Genomic DNA, 17,739 nt, shown 5'->3' on the forward strand with positions numbered 1-17,739 from the left:
ACGCCGGGAGTCTGCCAGACCCCGCTCAGAGCGCCGTCTGGTACGCCAGCACCCCCCTGTTCACCGCGGTCATCGCCTTCCGCGCCGTCTCCCGCACCCCCGGCGTCGCCGCCGAGGCGTCCTTGAGCTGCGCCAGCAGATCCAGCACCTGCCGCGCCCAGCGCACGAAGTCGCCCGCCGGCATGTCCGTCTCGTAGTTGTTGCCGCTGGACAGCACCCGGGCCAGCGGCTCCCCGCGCGCCCACCGGTACATCGGCCAGACGAAGCCCGGATCCGGCTCCCGGGTCAGCGACAGCCCGTGCGCAGCCTCGTCGGACTCGATCTCGGCCCACAGCTTGTGACACGCGTCCACCGCCGCCGTCGTGGCGCCCTTGGGCACCGACGCGCGTTCGTCGCCCTCGCGGCGGGACTCGAACAGCACCATGGACACCGCTGCCGCCAGCTCCTCCGGGGCCAGCCCCTCCCAGACTCCCCGCCGCAGGCACTCCGCGACGAGCAGGTCGGCCTCGGTCCAGATCCGGCCCAGCATCCGGCCGGCCTCGGTCACCTCACCGTCGCTCGTCAGGTAGCCGCGGCCGGCGAGCACCGCGCAGACCTGGTCGAACGTGCGGGCCAGGGAGCCGGTGCGCCCGGCCACCTTGTCGCGCAGCGCGTCGGTGTCGCGGGACAGGCGGTGGCGGCGCTCGGCGAAGCGGGCGTGCTCCTCGCGGTCCGGGCAGGCGTGGCACGGGTGCTGGCGCATCTGCACCTTGAGCAGGGCGATCTCGGCGTCCTCGCCGGGTGCTGCCTTGCCCCGGCCGCGCCGGCCGTTGCCCGAGCCGTGCCGGTCGAGGCCGGTCGCGCTGACCGTGGCGGCCAGGTCGCGGCGGGCGCCCGGCGAACGGGGGTTGAAGTGCTTGGGCACCCGGATGCGTTCGAGCACGTCGACCGCGCCGGGGAAGTCGGCCGGGCTGACCCGGCCGGCCCAGCGGTCCTGGGTGAGCACCAGCGGGCGGGGCTCGCCGAAGCCGCCGGTGGGCGGCTCCAGGACCACCGCGAGGCCGGCGCGGCGACCCTGCGGCACCCGGATGACGTCACCGACCCGCAACTTCTCCAGGGAGGACACCGCGGCGGCACGGCGCTGGGCGGTGCCCTGGCGGGCGAGGGAGCGTTCGCGGTCCGCGATGGCGACGCGGAGGGCGAAGTATTCGTCGAAGTCACCGTGGTGGCAGGCGCCGTCGTTGTCGTACGTCTGCATGGTCTCGATGTTGCGCTGCACCTGCCGGGCCAGCCCGACCACCGACCGGTCCGCCTGGAACTGCGCGAACGACGACTCGAGCAGGTCGTGGGCCTTGTCCGCGCCGACCGAGCCGACCAGGTTGACGGCCATGTTGTACGACGGGCGGAAGCTCGAGCGCAGCGGGTAGGTGCGGGTCGAGGCGAGGCCGGCGACGTGCCGGGGGTCGACCTCGGGGCTCCACAGCACCACGGCGTGACCCTCGACGTCGATGCCGCGGCGCCCGGCGCGCCCGGTGAGCTGGGTGTACTCCCCCGGGGTCAGGTCGACGTGGGCCTCGCCGTTGAACTTGACGAGTCGTTCCAGCACCACGCAGCGGGCCGGCATGTTGATGCCCAGCGCCAGCGTCTCGGTGGCGAAGACCGCCTTGACCAGGCCGCGCACGAAGCACTCCTCGACCGCCTCCTTGAAGGCGGGCAGCATACCGGCGTGGTGGGCGGCGACCCCGCGCTCGAGGCCGTCGAGCCACTCCCAGTAGCCGAGGACGGACAGGTCCTCGCTGGGGATGTTGGCCACCTTGGCCTGGGCGATGCGGCGGATCTCGGCGCGCTCGTCGGCGCCGGTGAGCCGCAGGCCGCTGGACAGGCACTGCTGCACGGCCGCGTCGCAGCCGGCCCGGCTGAAGATGAACAGGATGGCCGGCAGCAGGTCGGCCCGGTCGAGCCGGTCGACGACCTCGGCGCGCGGTGGTGGCTGCCAGCGCCGGGGACGTCCGCCGCGGCCCTGCCAGCCCGGCCCGGCCGTACGGTCGGTGAGCTCGAGCCGGCGCAGCATCTCGCGGGTGTAGCGCAGCAGCTCGGGGTGCACGTCGTGCTTGCGGGCCGCGTCGGCGTCGTGGAACAGGTCGAACATCCGCTTGCCGACCAGCATGTGCTGCCAGAGCGGGACGGGCCGGTGCTCGCTGACCACGACCTCGGTCTGCCCGCGCACGGTCACCAGCCAGTCGGCGAACTCCTCGTAGTTACTGACCGTGGCGGACAGGGAGACCAGCGTCACAGAGGACGGGAGGTGGATGATGACCTCCTCCCAGACCGCGCCGCGGAACCGGTCGGCGAGGTAGTGCACCTCGTCCATCACGACGTACGCCAGGCCCTGCAGGCTCGCCGAGCCCGAGTAGAGCATGTTGCGCAGCACCTCGGTGGTCATGACGATGACCGGGGCGTCACCGTTGACCACGTTGTCGCCGGTGAGCAGGCCGACCTGGTCGGCGCCGTAGCGTTCCACCAGGTCGTGGTACTTCTGGTTGGACAGGGCCTTGATCGGGGTCGTGTAGAAGCACTTGCGGCGCAGGCCGGAGCCGTCCGAGCGCAGCGCCAGGTGCACGGCGAACTCACCGACCACCGTCTTGCCCGCGCCGGTCGGGGCGCAGACCAGCACGCCGCTGCCGCGCTCCAGCGCCTCGCAGGCCTGGCGCTGGAAGTCGTCGAGGTCGAAGCCGACGTCGAGCATGAAATCGTCGAGGGCCGGAAACTCGGCGGCCCGGGCCGCCCGGCGCTTCGAAGCCGCATACCGTTCGGCGGGGCTCACATCACCGGCGGGGCTTGTCATGAACACAAGGCTAATGCTTGCGTGTGACACAACGAAGGTCATGCCCCGCCGGGCGGTTGCCGACAGTTGCGTCGCAGCCGCTGGGTATGGTGCACGGCGTGCCGGATGCCGCCGATTCGACTGCCTTCCCGTCGCGCCGCCAGGTCGACGCGGTGCTCTTCGACTTCCACGGCACCCTCGCGCAGGTCGAGGAGCCGGTGGCCTGGGTGCTCGCCGCGGCCGCGGCCTGCGGGCGGGAGCTGGACCGCGGCAAGGCCACGATCCTGGCCGACCGCCTGGTCACGGCCGGGCGCGCCGGCGGGCCGCTGCCCTACCGGGTGCCGCTGCACCTGGCGGAGCACTGGGCCGACCGTGACCTGTACGAACACAGCCACCGTGCCGCCTACACGGGCCTGGCCGCCACCGTCAGCACGGACGTGGAGGGCCTCGCCGACGCCCTCTACGAGCGGTTGCTGGGCCCGGAGGGCTGGCTGCCGTACGCGGACACCGAGCCGACCCTGCGCATCCTGCACGACGCGGGCATCAAGGTGGCGGTGGTCAGCAACATCGGCTTCGACATCCGGCCGCACTTCGCCGCGTGGGGGCTGGCGGACCTGGTCGACGCGTTCGCCCTGTCGTACGAGGTGGGCCGCACGAAGCCGGACCCGGCGATCTTCCTGCGCGCCTGCGGGATGCTCGGGGCCGACCCGGAACGCACGCTGATGGTGGGCGACAGCCCGGCCGACGCGGGAGCGGTCCAGGCTGGTTGCGCGGCCCTGGTCCTGCCGGCGGCCGAGCCGGGCCGCGCCAACGGCCTGGGAGCGACCCTCGCCCTGGCCGGCTGCCCCGTCTAGCCCCGGCCGACCGCCGGCACCGGTATCCGGCTCGGCGCCGCGTCCGGCGAGCGCCGGCGCGCAGCCGGATCGAACGGCCACGCGGTGGAGTCGGTCAGAGGTAGGTGTCGACCAGCGTGCCGAGGGTCGTCGAGACGCTGCGGATCGGCTCCTGCGCGTCCGCCGCGGCCACGTGGTCCGCGATCGACGGGTTCTCGGCGTCCCGGGCCTTCGCGGCCTGTCCGGCCGTGTCGGCGGACGCCAGCGTGGCGGTGGACACGGTGCTCGAGCCGAGCGAACCGATCGACATGCTGCCTCCCGATGATCTGTGGCTTCACCTCTCCGTTCGGCCCGGGTCGGCGGCCGCTGATACCAGGATCACCGCAACAACCGGATCGCACCCGGCTCGCAGCTGATCACCAGCGGCAGGGCGGCGACGCGTTCCCCGTCCGCGTACCCGATGATGTCCGGCGCCCCGATCCGGACCTCCCGGGCCCGGTAGCTGCCCACCCGCGGGTCGGTGACGTGCGTGCCGCGGCGCAGGCGCGGCTTGAGCCGGGCCATGGCGCCGCGGCCCAGCGGCGCCGCGACGACCACGTCGAGCAGGCCGTCGGTGGGGTCGGCGTCGGGGCAGATCAGCATGCCGCCGCCGTAGCTGCGGCAGTTGCCGACCGCCACCAGGACGCCGGTGAAGCTGCGATCGACGCCGTCGAGTTCGAGGCTGTAGCGGCGCGGACGCAGCCGGGCCATCTCCAGCACGATGGCCAGGTCGTAGCGGCGCGGGCCGCGGGGCCAGCGCATCCGGTTGGCCCGTTCGTTGACGATCGCGTCGAAGCCGGCGGCCAGCACCGCCCCGTACCAGCGCACGTCACCCTGCCCGGTGATGACACGGGCGAGATCGACCGGGGTGCCGCGCCCGTCGCGGACCGCCTCGGCGACGGCGCTCGCGGCGGCCATCGGATCGGTGGGCACGCCGGTGCCGGCCGCGAAGTCGTTGCCGGTGCCCGCGGGCACCACGCCGAAGCCGACCTGGGTGCCGGCCACCGCCTGCACGGCCCGGTGCACGGTGCCGTCCCCGCCGACGGCGACCAGCGCGCCGATGCCCTCGGCGACAGCGCGGTGGCACGCCTTCTCGGCGTCCTCGGCGGTGTCCGCGCTGAGCAGCCGCACGCTGCGGCCGGAGGCGCCCAGCCGCTCCAGGACCCCGGGAAGCAGACCGCGGTGCCGGCCGCGCCCCGCCCGGGGGTTGGCCAGCACCGCGATGTCGTCGCTCGTCACAGCCGGAGGCTACCGGCTGCTCCGTCAGGTCATGTCGTCGAAGCGGCTCTCCAGCGGCAACGGTTTCGACACGGGCTCCGGGGCCTCGACCGGTGCGACCGACTCGGCCCGGCTGCCCGCGGTGACCGACTCGCGGTCGTCCTCGATCGGCGAGATCTCGTCGTCGTCCAGGCCCGCGTAGATCTCCTTGCCGCGACCCTTGCGCTTGTCGTTGATGAAGGCGACGCCGGTCGCGATCAGGTACAGCACGACCATGCACGCCGCGAGCAGGGTCATGCCGAACGGGCCCGGATCCGGGGTGGCGATGGCGGCGAACCCGAAGGACAGGAACACCACGATCCGCCACCAGCCCATCAGCTTCTTGGCGCTCACCACGCCGGTGAAGTTGAGCATCAGCAGGACCAGCGGGAACTCGAACGCCACCCCGAAGATCAGGATCATGTTCGTCACGAACCCGACGTAGGCCGTCACTTCGAGCTGGGTCGTCACGCCCAGGATGCCGGCTTCCTGGATGAAGGCCAGGCTGTGCTTGATGACGAAGAAGGCGAGCACCGCACCGCCGACGAACAGCGGCGTGGCGATACCCACGAAGACGTAGGCCCACTTGCGCTCGTGCCGGTGCAGACCCGGGGCGATGAACGCCCACAGCTGGAACATCCAGACCGGGGCACCGAGGATCAGGCCGACCCACAGCGCGATCTTGAGCTTGAGGATCAGGGGGTCGACGACGCCGAGCACGACGAAGTTGCAGACCCGTTCACCCTCGCCGTTGACGATCCAGGAGCTGTCGAGCGAGCAGTACGGCTGCTTCAGGATGTCGAAGACCCATCCCGAGATGATGAAGCCGACGATCAGGCCCGCGATGATGCCGAGTGAGGCCCAGAAGAGCCGGTTACGCAGCTCCCGGACGTGCTCGATGAGCGTCATGGAACCGTCGGAGGCCTGCTCGAACTTGCTCGGTCCCCGACGGCGTAGGGAGAGGGCCACGGCAGATCAGCGGTCGTTGGTGCGCTGCACCGGGTCCACGTACGGCTGGGCCGGCGGCTGCTGCGGCGGGTACTGCTGGCCGTTGGGCTGCTGCTGGTAGCCCGGCTGCTGGTATCCGGGCGGCGGCGCCTGCTGGTAGCCCGGCTGGCCCGGCTGGTGGATCTCGTTGGGCTGCAGCGGCTGGCGCGAATACTGCGGCTCAGCCTTCTCGGCGACGTTGTCGTTGTCGTCCACGAGGCCCTTGGTCTCGGCCTTGATGATCCGCAGCGACCGGCCGAGCGACCTCGCGGCGTCCGGCAGCCGCTTCGCGCCGAACAACAGCACGAGGACGACGACGAAGATGGCGATGTGCCACGGCTTGAGGGCGCCCATGGATAACTCCAGTCGATCGGATCAGGGTCCTGACGGGTGATGCGGGGTCCATCGTACGTGTGGTTGTCGGGAGCGGCCCATGCCGGAGCTGTTTGATTGCGATCCGGTCCGAGGAATTTTCGGACAACGCACGGGGAACGCCGCACGCTACCACGCGGGTCAGGCCTTCTTTAAGGAGTGTTTCCCGTCGGAGGCGCCCTGTCCGGCCTTGATGACGGCGAGCTGCGCCTGCATGATCTCGGCCCGTTGCTGCAGGCCGGCCACGGACTCCTCCAGGACCACGGCGCCCTGCTGGAGCTTCATCGCCTCGGCCTGCCGACGCTGCAGGCGCCGCGCCGCCCGGTCCAGCCCGTTGAGCCTGTTCAGCACGGAGAACACAGCCACGACCAGAATGATCAGTGCGAGCGCCACCACGGCGATCACGATCCACTTCACCATGGCGGACAGCTTAGGCGGTGACGGGTGGGGTCGCCGCGTACTGGTCCAGCGCGGTGGCGGCCTGTTCGCGGATCCGGTCGACGAGCTCGACCGGGCCGACCACGGTCACGTCCGGGCCCAGCCCCAGCAGCAGCCGCTGGGCCCAGCCCAGGTCGGTGACCCGCATCGTGACGATCCACTCGTCGCCGTCGCGCCGCACGTCCTCGCACGGGTAGTACTCGGTGATCCACCGGCTGCCGCGGCCCACCCGCAGCGTGACCAGCGGCAGGTCCTGCGACGGATGGAACACGCCATCGCTGACGTCGTGCGGCACCGCCTGGGCCGGCGGCGCCGAAGGCTCCTCCAGCTCGGTGAAGGCGTCGATGCGGTCCACCCGGAACAGCCGGGTGCCCTCGGCCCGGCGGCACCACGCCTCCAGGTAGGCCCGGGGACCGACCATCAGCATCCGCATCGGGTCGACCACCCGCTCGGTGGTCTCGTCCCGGGCCGGCGTGTAGTAGGTCAGGCGCATGGCGTGCCGCCGCTCGACCACACCGCGGATCGCGTCGACCCGTTCGTTGTCCGCGGGCAGCCGCACCGCGACCGGGGTGTCCGCGACGTCACCGGCCGCGTTCTCGATCTTGGCCAGGGCCCGTTCGACCGCGTCGCGCGACCCCGTGCCGGGCGTCTCGGCCAGCATCCGCAGGGCCACGACCAGGGCGAGAGCCTCGTCGGGGTTGAGCCGCAGCGGCCGGTCGATGCCCGCGTCGTAGGTGATGGTCACCCGGTCGCCGTCGAGCGCCATGTCGATCAGGTCGCCGGGGCCGTACCCCGGCAGCCCGCAGACCCAGAGCAGCTCCAGGTCCTCGCGCAGCTGCCGCTCGGTGATCCCGAAGGCCGCGGCCGCTTCCGCGACCAGGATCCCGGGCCGGGCCAGCAGATAGGGCACCAGGTTGAGCAGCCGGCCCAGGCGGTCGGCGGAGGCCTTGTTCTCCCGGGTACGGGGCTGAGGGGTCATCGCAGCACCGCGGGCTGCACCCGCTCGTGGCGGGCCACGACCTCCTTGAGCTGCTGGATGACGGCGTCGCGGAGCTCCGGCGGCCCGTCCGCGCGCACCTCGGCGCCGTAGCCGACCAGCCGCGAGGCCAGCCACTCGACATCGGAGTACGGGATGGTCAGGCGATCGCCGTCCGGACCGGGCACCGTCTCGATCGCCAGCCGGCGCAGCCCCGCGGCCCGGCCGGGCTGCACGAGCACGGTGGCCCGCCCGTTGCGCTCGACCGGCCCGGACCAGCGGGCGACGTGGCTGATCAGGTCGACGTTCTCCGGCGGGGTGAACGCGCCCTCGGAGCCGACCGGGCGGACCACTCCGACGATGCGGGACAGCCGGAAGCAGCGGGTGGCCCGCCGGTCCCGGTCGTGGCCGACGACGTACCAGCGGCCCTGCCAGCAGACCACGCCCCAGGGCTGGAGCCGGCGGGTGGACGGCTCGTCGACCTCGGGGACGCGGTAGGAGAAGGTGACCGCGCGGCGGGCCCGGGCAGCGGCGGTGAGCGGCCCGAACGCCGGGTCGACGGTCATCACCGGCTCCATGCCGAGGGTGGCCTGCGGGTCGACCTCGACACCGGCGGCGCGCAGCTTGGCCAGGCCGGAGGAGGCCGCGGCGGCGAGACCGGCGTGCTGCCAGAGCCGGGCGGCGATACCGACGGCGGCGGCTTCGTCCGGTTCGAGCGGGATGTCCGGCAGGGCGTACTCGCGGTGGGCGATCCGGTAACCGGACTCGGTGTCGAAGGCGCTGGCCAGGCCCGTCTCCAGCGGCACGCCCAGCTCGCGCAGCTCGGCCTTGTCGCGCTCGAACTTGCGCTGGAACGCCTCGTGGTCGCGGGGATCCTCGGGGTCGTGCTCGTACCCGGGCACGGTCGCGGCGATCTGCGCGGCGGTCAGGAACCGTCGCGTGGACAGCAGACAGATCACCAGGTTCACCAGGCGCTCGGTGCGGGTCCGCGACACGAGAGGAAACGCTAGCAGCAACGACGCCGCTGAGGTTATTCGTGACCGCCGGAGGGAAACCTGCACGCGTGCCAGAGAAGACGCCCACCGCCGGTCCCCCGCTCACCGAGCCCGACGATCACCTGCCCCTCGGCGTGGCCGGCGGCTCGGCCCTGCCCGCCCCGGCGGAGCCCGCCGACCCGTCGGAGTCGCCGGACGACGAGGGCAACGAGAGCGTCGGCACCGTCGTCGTCGCCGGCCTGGCCAACCTGGCCATCGCCGCGGCCAAGCTGGTCGCGGGCATGTTGTCGGGTTCGGCGGCCATGCTGTCCGAGGCCGCGCACTCGCTCGCCGACACGGTCACCGAGGTGTTCCTGTTCGTCGCCCTGCGCCGCGGCACCAAGCAACCGGACGAAGAGCACCCGTTCGGGTACGGCAAGGAGAGCTTCGTCTGGGCGTTCATCGCGGCCCTGTTCACCTTCGTCGGCGGCGCGGGCTTCTCGATCTACCACGGTGTGACGACCATCATCAGCGGCGAGCACAGCGGTGACTTTCTGGTGTCGTACATCGTGCTGGGCGTGTCGTTCCTGGCCGAGGGCACCTCGTTCCTCAAGGCGCAGCGGCAGGTGACCGGGGAGTCGAAACGCTGGGGCATCACCCGCCGGCGGTTCCTGCGGCTCACCTCGGACACCACGGTCAAGGCCGTCTACTTCGAGGACTCGGCGGCGCTGATCGGCCTGATCCTGGCGGCGGCCGGCATCGCGCTGTCCCAGATCACCGGCGCCGAGCTGTGGGACGGCCTGGCCTCGATCGCGATCGGCCTGCTGCTGCTGGTGGTCGCGACCGTGCTGGCCCGCGCCAACGTGTCGCTGCTGGTCGGCCGGGCGGTGCCGCGGCGTATGCACAACCAGATCGCCGACGACCTGGCCGGCATCCCGGTGGTGACGGCGGTCCCGACGCTGCTGACCATGCAGCTGGGCCCGGGCGCGATCCTGGTGGCGGCCAAGGTCGACTTCAACGACGACGTCAGCGGGGCGGAGATCGAGGCGGCGTCGGACGAGGCCGAGCGCCGGCTGCGGGCCCGCTACCCGGGCATCCAGTACGTGTTCCTGGACCCGACGCGAGGCCGGGCCGGACGCAACCACCGCGACGGCGGAGTGGACATATAGGGTCGCCGCCATGGTGCGCTGGCGATCAGGAACGGTATCCGCAGTACGACGCGAGTGGCGCGGCGCCGTCGAACTCGACGTGACGACGGACGAAGGCGCGCTGCGGGCGCTGGCCTACCCGGCCCTGACCGGTACGCCGGAAGTCGGCGACCGCGTCCTGCTGAACGTGGGCGCCCTGGTGATGGGCCTGGGCACCGGCGGTTACGCCCTGGTGGTGGCGCTCCCCGACCGGCTGCCACCGGACCCGCCGTCGACCGGCACCGACCGCGACGCGGGCCACCTGGTGAAGGCCCGCTACACCCCGCTGCAGCCGATCCTGCTGGGCGTGGACGAGGAGGCGTCCCCGCACCGTGAGGTAATGGCAACCGCGGAAAGCCTGGACGGCATGCCGGTGGTGACGGCGGACCTGCACTCGGCCCTGCCGGCGGTCCTGGCGGGCATCCACGCGGACCGCCCGGACGCGAAGGTCGCCTACGTGATGACCGACGGCGGCGCCCTCCCGGCGTGGTTCTCCCGCACCCTGGACGGCCTTCGCGACCACCTGGCCGGCACGGTGACTACAGGCCAGTCGTTCGGCGGCGACCTGGAGTCCAGCACCCTGCACACAGGGCTGTTGGCCGCCCGGCACATCTTGTCGGCGGACGTGGCGATCGTGGCGCAGGGCCCGGGCAACCTCGGCACGGGTACGCCCTGGGGCTTCTCCGGGGTGGCCTTGGGCGAGGCGATCAACGCGATCGTGGCCCTGCAGGGCACTCCGGTGGGCTCCCTGCGCATCTCGGACGCCGACGGGCGCGCGCGTCACCGCGGCGTCTCCCACCACAGCCTGACCGCGTACGGGAAGGTGGCCCTGGTTCCGGCGGATCTCGTGATTCCGGACGACCTGCCGACCGACCTGGCGAAGGCGGTGGAGGACGCCCTGGCGCCGCTGGCGACTCTGCACCGCCTGGTGCACGTGGCGACCGACGGCTTGGACGCGGCGCTGCTGGCCAGCCCGGTCCGGCTGTCCACGATGGGTAGAGGGTTGACGGAGGACCACGCCTACTTCGTGGCAGCGGCAGCGGCGGGACGCCACGCTGCCACTCTGATTCCTTGACCGTTCGCGACGCACAGGTCGTCGCGCACGGCTCGTGTCGCGGCAGCGCACTGCGACGCTCAGCGTGGCAATCGCGCGCCGCGCGGCTTGCGCCATGATGCGGTCCCCCGCAGGGCGACAGTCTCGCTCAGCGCGGCTTGCGCCGTGGCGTGGCTCCGCCCGCAGTGCGACAAACTCGCTCAACGCAGCGCGCAGTGGCACGGCTCCGCCCGCAGCGCCACAATCTCGCTCAGCGCGGCGCGCGCAGTGGCACGGCTCCGCCCGCAGCGCCACAATCTCGCTCAGCGCGGCGCGCGCAGTGGCACGGCTCCGCCCGCAGCGCGACAAACTCGCTCAACGCAGCGCGCAGTGGCACGGCTCCGCCCGCAGCGCGACAACTTTGCTCAGCGCGGCTTGTGTAGTGGTGCGGTTTCGCGCGTAGCGCGGGAGGGTGACTCCGCACGGATCTGGCAATCGGCGGGAGCGACGGTCAGCGCCATGCAACCACGCACGACCTGACCTTGATCTTCAAGAACTTGATCTTTCCGTTCTTGATCTTGAAGTCCTCGATCTTCTGGACCCTGCCCCGGCGGCCCCTGAACTGCCGACCCCTACCGTTCAGCTTGCGCTCAGCGCCGCCTGCAGGATCTCCCCTGCTTCGGCGTCGTAGGCGACCAGCCGGATCGTCTCCACCGCCGTCGGGGTGTCCTTGATCGTGCGGACCGCGATGCCCGCCGCTTCCTCCACCGGGAAGCCATAGACCCCGGTAGCGATCGCCGGAAATGCCACCGTGCGCGCCCCGATGCGGTCGGCTTCCTCCAGCGAGCGCCGGTAGCACGAAGCCAGCACCTCAGCCTCGCCCTGGTCGCCGCCCTCCCAGACCGGGCCGACCGTGTGGATCACATGCCGGACCGACGGCTGCAAATCAAAGGCCGGGGTGGCCACCGCATCGCCCGGATCGAGGGGTGCGAGCGCCGCTCCCGCTTCGGCGAGCTGCGGGCCGGCCGCTCGGTGCACGGCACCGTCCACACCACCGCCGCCGAGCAGGGATTCGTTGGCCGCGGTAACGATCGCGTCCACGGCTTCGCCGGTGATGTCCGCGACCACGATCTCGATCCGCGCCATGACCCCTCGCTCAGGCGGAGTAGATCAGGTAGAGCCAGCCCACCACGATCACGACCAGGATCGTTGTCAGCATCCAGGTCGGGACCAGGTGGTTACCGTGGCGGGCCTCGTGGATCTCGGCGCGAAGGCGTTCGCGGCGGCGTGCCACCAGGCTGGGTTTGACGTCCTCGATGGGCTCCTCCGGCTTTTCGCCGGAGGGGCGCTGGTCGGGCTCGGGCGCTGGCGTCGTCATGGCCCGACCAGCCTACCGTTCGCTCACATGCTGGCGATGAGGCGCTCCACCCGCTCGTCGTAGGCGCGGAACGGGTCCTTGCACAGGACCGTGCGCTGCGCCTGGTCGTTGAGCTTGAGGTGCACCCAGTCGACCGTGAAGTCGCGGCGCTTCTCCTGGGCGTGCCGGATGAACTCGCCGCGCAAGCGTGCGCGGGTCGTCTGCGGCGGCGTCTCCTTGGCCTCGAAGATCTCGAGGTCGTTGGAGATGCGGTCGACCTGCTTGCGCTTCTCCATCAGGGCGTAGAGGCCGCGGCCGCGGCGCACGTCGTGGTACGCCAGGTCGAGCTGCGCGATCCGCGGGTGCGACATCGGCATCTCGTGCTTGGCCTGGTAGCGCTCGATCAGCTTGTACTTCGAGACCCAGTCGATCTCGCGGGACACCGGGTCGAGGTCGCCGCTCTCGATGGCGTTGAGCACCCGGGTCCACAGCTCGATGACCCGCTTGGCGGTCGGGTCGCCGCCGCGGCGCTCGACGAACTCGGTGGCCTTGGCCAGGTATTCCTGCTGGATCTCGAGCGCGCTGACCTCTTTGTTGTTGGCCAGGCGGATCTTGCGGCGGCCGGTGATGTCGTGCGAGACCTCGCGGATGGCCCGGATCGGGTTCTCCAGGGACAGGTCGCGCATGACCACGCCGGCCTCGATCATCCGCAGCACGATGTCGGCGCTGCCGACCTTGAGCAGCGTGGTGACCTCGTTCATGTTGGAGTCGCCGACGATGACGTGCAGGCGCCGGTAGCGCTCGGCGTCGGCGTGCGGCTCGTCGCGGGTGTTGATGATCGGGCGGCTGCGCGTCGTCGCGCTGGAGACGCCCTCCCAGATGTGCTCGGCCCGCTGCGAGAGGCAGAAGACCGCACCGCGCGGGGTCTGCAGCACCTTGCCGGCGCCGCAGATCAGCTGGCGGGTGACGAGGAACGGGATGAGCACGTCGGCGAGGCGCCCGAACTCGCCGTGCCGGCTCACCAGGTAGTTCTCGTGGCAGCCGTACGAGTTGCCGGCCGAGTCGGTGTTGTTCTTGAAGAGGTAGATCTCACCGGCGATGCCCTCGTCGTGCAGGCGTTTCTCCGCGTCGACGAGGAGACCTTCCAGGATCCGCTCACCGGCACGGTCATGGGCGACCAGGTCGGTGACGGAGTCGCACTCGGGGGTCGCGTACTCGGGGTGGGAGCCGACATCGAGGTAGAGGCGGGCACCGTTGCGGAGGAAGACGTTGCTGGACCGTCCCCAGGACACCACTCGGCGGAACAGGTAGCGGGCCACTTCGTCCGGCGACAGCCGCCGCTGTCCCCGGTAGGTGCACGTGACTCCGTACTCGGTTTCGAGGCCGAAAATTCGCCGTTCCATGACGAAACACTAGCCGCACCGGGGGCATTCGCGGCAGTGACAACGCGCCCTTTCACCGGTGCTATCTGTCATGATCGTCTGTGAAGATCAACTCGCAGAGCCTGGACCTGCGGATACACTCCCGCTTGATGAATCTTCTGGTCACCGGCGGCGCCGGCTTCATCGGCTCCCACTTCGTCCGCGGCGCGCTCACCGACACCCTGCCGGGCCTGGAGGGTGCCCGGGTCACGGTCCTCGACAAGCTGACGTACGCGGGCAACTTCGCGAGCCTGGGCCCGGTCGCGGAGAGCAAACGCCTCGACTTCGTACCCGGTGACATCGCCGACGCGGCCCTGATCGACTCGGTGCTGCCCCGCCACGACGCGGTCGTGCACTTCGCCGCCGAATCCCACGTCGACCGCTCGATCCGGGCGGCCGCGGAGTTCGCGATGACCAACGTGGTCGGCACCCAGGTGCTGCTCGACGCGGCGCTGCGGCACGGCACCAGCCGCTTCGTACACGTCTCCACGGACGAGGTCTACGGCTCGATCAGCACGGGGGCGTGGACGGAACGGTCGCCACTGGCGCCGAACTCCCCGTACGCGGCCACGAAAGCGGGCGCGGACCTGCTGGCGTTGGCGTACCACCGCACCCACCAACTGCCGGTCGTGGTGACCCGCTGCGCCAACAACTACGGGCCGTACCAGCACCCCGAGAAACTCATCCCCCGGTTCGTCACGAACCTGCTGGAGGGCCGCACGCTGCCTCTGTACGGCGACGGGCAGCAGGTTCGGGACTGGGTGCACGTCGACGACCACTGCCGGGGGACGGCGCTGGTGCTGGCGGAGGGGAAGGCAGGCGAGGTCTACCACATCGGTGGGAACCGGGAGCTGACGAACCGGGAGCTGACCGGGATGCTGCTGGAGGCCTGCGGGGTGGGTTGGGACCGGGTGGAGATGGTCGAGGACCGCAAGGGCCACGACCGCAGGTATGCGCTGGACGACGAGCGGATCCGGCGGGAGTTGGGCTATCGGCCTCGGGTGGACTTCGAGGCTGGCCTGGCGGAGACGGTGCAGTGGTATCGAGACAACGAGGACTGGTGGCGCCCGCACGTCATCGACTGAGCCTCGGCCCGGCCCGCGCCCCTCAGCCGTGAGGCCTCTCTCGGCCCAGCAGTCACCTCGACATCAGGCCGGCCCGGGGTCGGGCCTTCAGCCCGACCCAGTAGTCAACCTGGCCCGGCCGTCCGGCCAGCCCTGGCCCGTGATTCCCCCGCGCCAGGGCAACCGGATCGCACGAATCATCAACGCCCGCTCGGCCGAGCGTCAGCCCGACGCGGCCGGGCCCAACCGCTCCCGGCCCGGCCGCTCCCCCCGAGCCCGGCCACCGCGGGCGAGGCTGGGGGTGCGGCCGGTAGCCAGTCAGGTCAGGAACCGTCGCCGTTGGTGTCGTCGGCCGGCTCGGCCGGGTCAGCCTCGGGCTTGCCCTCCAGATCGACCGAAGCGGCCGAAACAGTCGGCTTGTCCTCAGCGGGCGCCGGCGGTGCCACGTCACCCGCCTCGCCGACCTCCTTCTCCGGCTCGTCCTTGCCGCCCTCGAGCAGCGTCGTCAGCGCCGCGCCCGAGATGCGGCGGAAGGTGCGGCCCTTGCGGCTGCGGTCCAGGACCGCCACCTCCAGCTGGGAGGCGCCGAGCGTACGCGGGGTGCCGTTCTCCCCGCCGACGCTGGCCAGGCCCTCGACCGCCAGCGCCAGGGCGGTCTGCAGGTCCGCTGCGACGTCGTGGCGGGACTTGAGCACCGTGGAGATGGCCTCGGCGGAGCCGCCCATCGCCATGAAGCCGGGCTCGTCCTGCACCGAGCCGTCGTACGTGATCCGGTAGAGCTCGTCGGCCTCCGGCGAGGTGCCGACCTGCGCCACGCAGATCTCCACCTCGTACGGCTTCTGCGTCTCGGAGAAGATCGCACCCAGCGTCTGGGTGTAGGCGTTCGCCAGCGCCCGGCCGGTCACGTCCCGGCGGTCGTAGGCCAGGCCGTTGAGGTCGGCCATCCGTACGCCGGCCCGGCGCAGGCTCTCGAACTCGTTGTAGCGGCCGACCGCCGCGAAGCCGATCCTGTCGTACAGCTCGCTGATCTTGCGCAGCGAGGTGAGATTCTCGGCGACCAGCAGGACGCCGCCCTCGTAGGTGAGGACGACGGCGGAGCGGCCGCGGGCGATGCCCTTGCGGGCGTACTCCGAGCGGTCGCGCTGGACCTGCTCGGGTGAGGCGTAGAACTGCATGGCCACGGGTGGCAACTCCTTCGAAGACCGGATGGCGGGGTTCAGGTGCGCGAAAACCGGTGAGCGGTCAGCCGCCCGGGTTCTCCATCCGTCCGGCGACCACTTGCTCGGCCACCGCGTTGATCTCGGCCTCGGTCAGCCGGTGGGTGCTGTCCGCCGTCGCGGTCATCACCACCGGGTAGATCTTGCGGGTCAGGTCGGGGCCACCGGTCGCGGTGTCGTCGTCAGCGGCGTCGTAGAGCGCCTCGACCGCGAGGCGAATCGCGTCCTGGGTGCTGACGCCGGGACGGTAACGCTTCTTCAGCGCCGACTTGGCGAACAGCGAACCGGAGCCGATCGCGTCGTAGCCGGTCTCCTCGTAGAGGCCGCCCGCGACGTCGAAGCTGAAGATGCGCCCCACCTTCGACGGGTCGGACGGGGACAGGTCGAAGCCCGCGAACAGCGGCACCACGGCCAGGCCCTGCATGGCCGCACCGAGATTGCCGCGCACCATGGCGGCGAGGCGGTTGGCCTTGCCGTCGAGGGACAGCATGGTGCCCTCGATCTTCTCGTAGTGCTCCAGCTCGACCTGGAAGATGCGCATCAGCTCGATGCCGATGCCGGCCGTGCCGGCGATACCGATGAGTGAATACGCGTCGGCCGGGTGCACCTTCTCGATGTCCCGGCTGGCGATGAGGTTGCCCATGGTGGCGCGCCGGTCGCCGGCCATCACGACGCCGTCGGCGGTGGCGATGGCGACGATGGTCGTGCCGTGCGGCGCGATGTCGGCGGCCATCCCCGGCGGCAGCGGCCGGCGACCCGGCAGCAGCTCGGGGGCCGCTTGGCTCAGGAACTGCGTGAAGGAGGACGTCCCCGCATTGGTGAACACATCTGGAAGACGCCCGGATGGATCAAAACCCGCTGCCACGTGGTTCCTTTCAGATACGTAATAGCCTCGGCGAGGAACACCGGGTTGTCCCGGAACTGCCCCAGGCCGCCGTTGCAGTTGAAGCACAGTATCCCGCGAACCCAGCCGGTGCGGTGATCGTGATCGACGTGTTGGGGATCAGGGGCGCCGCAGATGGCACAGACTCCCCCTTGCTTAGCGAGCATCTCGTTGAACTCGACCTGACCGATGCCGTAGCGCCGCCGCAGGTGGTACTCGCGCGTCCCTCCGTGCAGTCGATCCTTCGACTCTTTGCCGCGAGCGTTGTGGCACGGCTTGCAGTACCGGCCGTAGCCACCGGTGTCGTTTCGGCTACGGGGAAACTCCGTCAGGAGGCGGACGGAGCCGCAGTCAGGGCAATAGCGGTGACCTTCCGGCACCACGCGCGGTGTCACGACAGCTCGGCCGTGGCGCTCCTTGATCCGCTTCGCGTAGCTCGCCTTGGACCTGACGTTGTAGCAGTCTTTGCAATAGCTGCCGCGTCCGCTCGGACGCTTGCTACCGGCGCAGAACTGTTCCAGCGGCTTCCACTCGCCACAATCACGGCAGCGTCGTTCACCATCGCGATCGTCCAACCCCCGTGGCATGTCCGAATTGCCCTTCTATGTCCTATTGGCCGCCTTTTTGCACGTACCCACGGACGAACTCCTCGGCGTTTTCTTCCAAAACCGAGTCGATTTCGTCGAGCAGGTCGTCGACGTCCTCGGTGATTTCGGCGTGGCGTTCGGCAACCTCAGGGTTGGCCTCGGTGGTGACGTCCTCGATCTCCTCGTCGCGCTTGCCCTTGCCGGACTGCGACTGACCGCCGGTGTCTCGCGTTGCCATGGCTGTCCCCCTTCATGACCCAACCGCTTCGGGTTGGGAAAAACTTACCTCGCGGGTCCGACAGAAACGCCCG

Annotated in this window: 19 protein-coding genes; 4 read left to right on the forward strand and 15 right to left on the reverse strand. The window is 70.9% G+C overall.

Annotation, left to right across the window (positions count from 1 at the left end; genetic code table 11):
* Positions 1 to 25 precede the first annotated feature (25 nt).
* Positions 26 to 2,824: a DEAD/DEAH box helicase gene (locus ACQP2Y_RS30155; protein ID WP_433718523.1), complete on the reverse strand. Its 2,799-nt coding sequence runs from the start codon at positions 2,822 to 2,824 to the stop codon at positions 26 to 28.
* Between the two features lie 86 nt (positions 2,825 to 2,910).
* Here ACQP2Y_RS30155 and ACQP2Y_RS30160 point away from each other — a divergent pair, with 86 nt between their 5' ends.
* Positions 2,911 to 3,657, forward strand: coding sequence for an HAD family hydrolase (locus ACQP2Y_RS30160; protein ID WP_433718525.1), 747 nt, complete (start codon positions 2,911 to 2,913; stop codon positions 3,655 to 3,657).
* Positions 3,658 to 3,751: 94 nt separating this feature from the next.
* On the opposite strand, the gene ACQP2Y_RS30165 is transcribed toward ACQP2Y_RS30160, so the two are convergent.
* The 7 genes from ACQP2Y_RS30165 to ACQP2Y_RS30195 all read right to left on the reverse strand — a co-directional run bounded on the left by ACQP2Y_RS30165 (position 3,752) and on the right by ACQP2Y_RS30195 (position 8,700).
* On the reverse strand, positions 3,752 to 3,946 hold the full coding sequence (locus ACQP2Y_RS30165; protein ID WP_433718528.1) for a hypothetical protein: 195 nt from the start codon (positions 3,944 to 3,946) through the stop codon (positions 3,752 to 3,754).
* 68 nt (positions 3,947 to 4,014) lie between these two features.
* A complete protein-coding gene (locus tag ACQP2Y_RS30170; protein ID WP_433718530.1) occupies positions 4,015 to 4,914 on the reverse strand; it encodes a diacylglycerol kinase family protein in 900 nt (299 codons plus the stop codon).
* Positions 4,915 to 4,938: 24 nt separating this feature from the next.
* Positions 4,939 to 5,901 carry a twin-arginine translocase subunit TatC gene (gene tatC / locus ACQP2Y_RS30175; RefSeq protein WP_433718532.1) on the reverse strand — a complete coding sequence of 321 codons (963 nt, stop codon included), beginning with the start codon at positions 5,899 to 5,901 and terminating at the stop codon, positions 4,939 to 4,941.
* A gap of 6 nt (positions 5,902 to 5,907) precedes the next feature.
* Positions 5,908 to 6,273 carry a Sec-independent protein translocase subunit TatA gene (tatA, locus tag ACQP2Y_RS30180; RefSeq protein ID WP_360815992.1) on the reverse strand — a complete coding sequence of 122 codons (366 nt, stop codon included), beginning with the start codon at positions 6,271 to 6,273 and terminating at the stop codon, positions 5,908 to 5,910.
* A 159-nt stretch (positions 6,274 to 6,432) separates the two neighbouring features.
* The gene (locus ACQP2Y_RS30185) at positions 6,433 to 6,711 is read right to left on the reverse strand and encodes a hypothetical protein (RefSeq protein ID WP_360815989.1); all 279 of its coding nucleotides are present in this window, start codon (positions 6,709 to 6,711) and stop codon (positions 6,433 to 6,435) included.
* A 10-nt stretch (positions 6,712 to 6,721) separates the two neighbouring features.
* A complete protein-coding gene (locus ACQP2Y_RS30190) occupies positions 6,722 to 7,708 on the reverse strand; it encodes a helix-turn-helix transcriptional regulator (RefSeq protein WP_433718534.1) in 987 nt (328 codons plus the stop codon).
* Positions 7,705 to 8,700, reverse strand: a complete 996-nt coding sequence (locus tag ACQP2Y_RS30195) for a helix-turn-helix transcriptional regulator (protein WP_360815983.1) — start codon at positions 8,698 to 8,700, stop codon at positions 7,705 to 7,707. Before ACQP2Y_RS30195 ends, ACQP2Y_RS30190 begins: the two co-directional genes overlap by 4 nt.
* A gap of 152 nt (positions 8,701 to 8,852) precedes the next feature.
* On the opposite strand from ACQP2Y_RS30195, the gene ACQP2Y_RS30200 reads away from it, so the two are divergent.
* Together ACQP2Y_RS30200 and ACQP2Y_RS30205 are read left to right on the forward strand one after the other, a co-directional pair.
* A complete protein-coding gene (locus tag ACQP2Y_RS30200) occupies positions 8,853 to 9,848 on the forward strand; it encodes a cation diffusion facilitator family transporter (protein WP_433732122.1) in 996 nt (331 codons plus the stop codon).
* A 10-nt stretch (positions 9,849 to 9,858) separates the two neighbouring features.
* Entirely contained in the window at positions 9,859 to 10,941 is a 1,083-nt protein-coding gene (locus ACQP2Y_RS30205; protein WP_433718536.1) for a DUF3866 family protein, read from the forward strand.
* 597 nt (positions 10,942 to 11,538) lie between these two features.
* On the opposite strand, the gene ACQP2Y_RS30210 is transcribed toward ACQP2Y_RS30205, so the two are convergent.
* Genes ACQP2Y_RS30210 through pafA form a run of 3 tightly spaced genes read right to left on the reverse strand, consistent with a single transcriptional unit; the run spans position 11,539 to position 13,659 of the window.
* On the reverse strand, positions 11,539 to 12,045 hold the full coding sequence (locus tag ACQP2Y_RS30210; protein ID WP_433718538.1) for an O-acetyl-ADP-ribose deacetylase: 507 nt from the start codon (positions 12,043 to 12,045) through the stop codon (positions 11,539 to 11,541).
* A 10-nt stretch (positions 12,046 to 12,055) separates the two neighbouring features.
* A complete protein-coding gene (locus ACQP2Y_RS30215; RefSeq protein ID WP_433718540.1) occupies positions 12,056 to 12,277 on the reverse strand; it encodes a hypothetical protein in 222 nt (73 codons plus the stop codon).
* Between the two features lie 23 nt (positions 12,278 to 12,300).
* Positions 12,301 to 13,659, reverse strand: a complete 1,359-nt coding sequence (gene pafA / locus ACQP2Y_RS30220) for a Pup--protein ligase (RefSeq protein WP_433718542.1) — start codon at positions 13,657 to 13,659, stop codon at positions 12,301 to 12,303.
* A gap of 128 nt (positions 13,660 to 13,787) precedes the next feature.
* Here pafA and rfbB point away from each other — a divergent pair, with 128 nt between their 5' ends.
* Positions 13,788 to 14,762 carry a dTDP-glucose 4,6-dehydratase gene (rfbB, locus tag ACQP2Y_RS30225; RefSeq protein ID WP_433718544.1) on the forward strand — a complete coding sequence of 325 codons (975 nt, stop codon included), beginning with the start codon at positions 13,788 to 13,790 and terminating at the stop codon, positions 14,760 to 14,762.
* A gap of 302 nt (positions 14,763 to 15,064) precedes the next feature.
* On the opposite strand, the gene prcA is transcribed toward rfbB, so the two are convergent.
* The 4 genes from prcA to ACQP2Y_RS30245 all read right to left on the reverse strand — a co-directional run bounded on the left by prcA (position 15,065) and on the right by ACQP2Y_RS30245 (position 17,666).
* Entirely contained in the window at positions 15,065 to 15,922 is an 858-nt protein-coding gene (gene prcA / locus ACQP2Y_RS30230; protein ID WP_360815969.1) for a proteasome subunit alpha, read from the reverse strand.
* Between the two features lie 61 nt (positions 15,923 to 15,983).
* Positions 15,984 to 16,823: a proteasome subunit beta gene (gene prcB, locus ACQP2Y_RS30235; protein ID WP_433718547.1), complete on the reverse strand. Its 840-nt coding sequence runs from the start codon at positions 16,821 to 16,823 to the stop codon at positions 15,984 to 15,986.
* Complete coding sequence (locus ACQP2Y_RS30240; RefSeq protein WP_433718549.1) at positions 16,742 to 17,416, reverse strand: endonuclease VII domain-containing protein; 675 nt, start codon at positions 17,414 to 17,416, stop codon at positions 16,742 to 16,744. Before ACQP2Y_RS30240 ends, prcB begins: the two co-directional genes overlap by 82 nt.
* A 34-nt stretch (positions 17,417 to 17,450) precedes the next feature.
* A complete protein-coding gene (locus tag ACQP2Y_RS30245) occupies positions 17,451 to 17,666 on the reverse strand; it encodes a ubiquitin-like protein Pup (RefSeq protein ID WP_106124861.1) in 216 nt (71 codons plus the stop codon).
* Positions 17,667 to 17,739 lie beyond the last annotated feature (73 nt).

Source organism: Actinoplanes sp. CA-051413, assembly GCF_050955795.1.
Classification (GTDB): Bacteria; Actinomycetota; Actinomycetes; order Mycobacteriales; family Micromonosporaceae; genus Actinoplanes.

Coding starts and splice junctions, on each gene's coding strand:
- ACQP2Y_RS30155 (WP_433718523.1), bottom strand. CDS start 2,824: ATGACAAGCCCCGCCGGTGATGTGAGCCCCGCCGAACGGTATGCGGCT.
- ACQP2Y_RS30160 (WP_433718525.1), top strand. CDS start 2,911: ATGGTGCACGGCGTGCCGGATGCCGCCGATTCGACTGCCTTCCCGTCG.
- ACQP2Y_RS30165 (WP_433718528.1), bottom strand. CDS start 3,946: ATGTCGATCGGTTCGCTCGGCTCGAGCACCGTGTCCACCGCCACGCTG.
- tatA (WP_360815992.1), bottom strand. CDS start 6,273: ATGGGCGCCCTCAAGCCGTGGCACATCGCCATCTTCGTCGTCGTCCTC.
- ACQP2Y_RS30185 (WP_360815989.1), bottom strand. CDS start 6,711: ATGGTGAAGTGGATCGTGATCGCCGTGGTGGCGCTCGCACTGATCATT.
- ACQP2Y_RS30190 (WP_433718534.1), bottom strand. CDS start 7,708: ATGACCCCTCAGCCCCGTACCCGGGAGAACAAGGCCTCCGCCGACCGC.
- ACQP2Y_RS30205 (WP_433718536.1), top strand. CDS start 9,859: ATGGTGCGCTGGCGATCAGGAACGGTATCCGCAGTACGACGCGAGTGG.
- ACQP2Y_RS30210 (WP_433718538.1), bottom strand. CDS start 12,045: ATGGCGCGGATCGAGATCGTGGTCGCGGACATCACCGGCGAAGCCGTG.
- ACQP2Y_RS30215 (WP_433718540.1), bottom strand. CDS start 12,277: ATGACGACGCCAGCGCCCGAGCCCGACCAGCGCCCCTCCGGCGAAAAG.
- pafA (WP_433718542.1), bottom strand. CDS start 13,659: ATGGAACGGCGAATTTTCGGCCTCGAAACCGAGTACGGAGTCACGTGC.
- rfbB (WP_433718544.1), top strand. CDS start 13,788: ATGAATCTTCTGGTCACCGGCGGCGCCGGCTTCATCGGCTCCCACTTC.
- ACQP2Y_RS30245 (WP_106124861.1), bottom strand. CDS start 17,666: ATGGCAACGCGAGACACCGGCGGTCAGTCGCAGTCCGGCAAGGGCAAG.